Genomic DNA, 1,215 nt, shown 5'->3' with positions numbered 1-1,215 from the left:
CAGCAGCGGCTGCTGCTGGAGACCTCCTGGGAGGCGCTGGAGCGCGCCTCCATCGACCCCGCCGGCCTGCGGGGCTCCGACACCGGTGTGTTCGCGGGCGTCATGTACCACGACTACTTCGGCAGCTTCGGCTCCGGAAGCGTCGTCTCCGGCCGCGTCGCCTACACCCTGGGCCTCGAGGGCCCGACCCTGTCCGTGGACACGGCCTGCTCCTCCTCGCTGGTGGCGCTGCATCTGGCCGCCCAGGCGCTGCGCGACGGGGACTGCTCGCTGGCGCTGGCCGGGGGAGTGACCGTCATGGCCACCCCGGGCACCTTCGTGGAGTTCAGCCGCCACCGGGGCCTCTCCCGGGACGGCCGCTGCAAGCCCTTCGCGGACGCCGCCGACGGCACCGGCTTCGGCGAGGGCGCCGGCGTGCTGCTGCTGGAACGGCTCTCCGACGCCCGCCGCAACGGGCGGAAGATCCTCGCCGTGCTGCGCGGCACCGCCGTGGGCCAGGACGGCGCCTCCAACGGCATCAGCGCACCCAACGGCCCCGCCCAGCAGCGGGTCATCCGCCACGCCCTGCGGGCGGCGGGCGTCGAGGCGGCCGAGGTCGACGTGGTGGAGGCCCACGGCACCGGCACCACCCTCGGCGACCCCATCGAGGCCCAGGCACTGATCGCGACCTACGGCGCCGAGCACACCGAGGAGAGCCCGCTGTGGCTCGGCTCGGTCAAGTCCAACCTGGGCCACACCCAGGCCGCCGCGGGTGTCGCCGGTGTCATCAAGATGGTCGAGGCCATCCGCAACGAGACCCTGCCCGCCAGCCTCGGCATCGACCGGCCCTCCCGGCACGTGGAGTGGGAGGGCGCGGGCGTCCGGCTGCTCACCGAGAACCGCCCGTGGGCCGACCCGGGCCGGCCGCGCCGCGCGGGCGTCTCCTCCTTCGGCATCTCCGGCACCAACGCCCACGTGATCATCGAGGCCGCGCCCGCCGCGGACCGGACCGAAGACACCCCCGCGCCCCCCACCGACACCGTGCCGTGGCTGCTCTCCGGACACACCCCGGACGCCCTGCGCGCCCAGGCCGCCCGGCTGCTGGAGCACCTGTCCGCCGCCCCGGACACCGACCCCCACCGGCTGGCCGGCGCGCTCGCCCACGCCCGCACCCGCCTCGGCCACCGCGCCGCCGTCCTCGGCCGCACCCGCGACGAACTGACCGCGGGCGTCCGG

1 protein-coding gene is annotated in these 1,215 nt (G+C 76.1%); it reads left to right on the top strand.

Going from position 1 to position 1,215, the window contains the following annotated elements; translation table 11 throughout:
* Positions 1 to 1,215, top strand: a 1,215-nt coding sequence (locus GT045_RS08800) for a polyketide synthase (protein ID WP_161333831.1), incomplete at both ends; no start/stop codon positions are given.

The sequence above is a fragment of the Streptomyces sp. SID486 genome (assembly GCF_009865385.1).
Lineage (GTDB): Bacteria > Actinomycetota > Actinomycetes > Streptomycetales > Streptomycetaceae > Streptomyces.
This window is presented reverse-complemented; position numbering and strand designations above follow the sequence as displayed.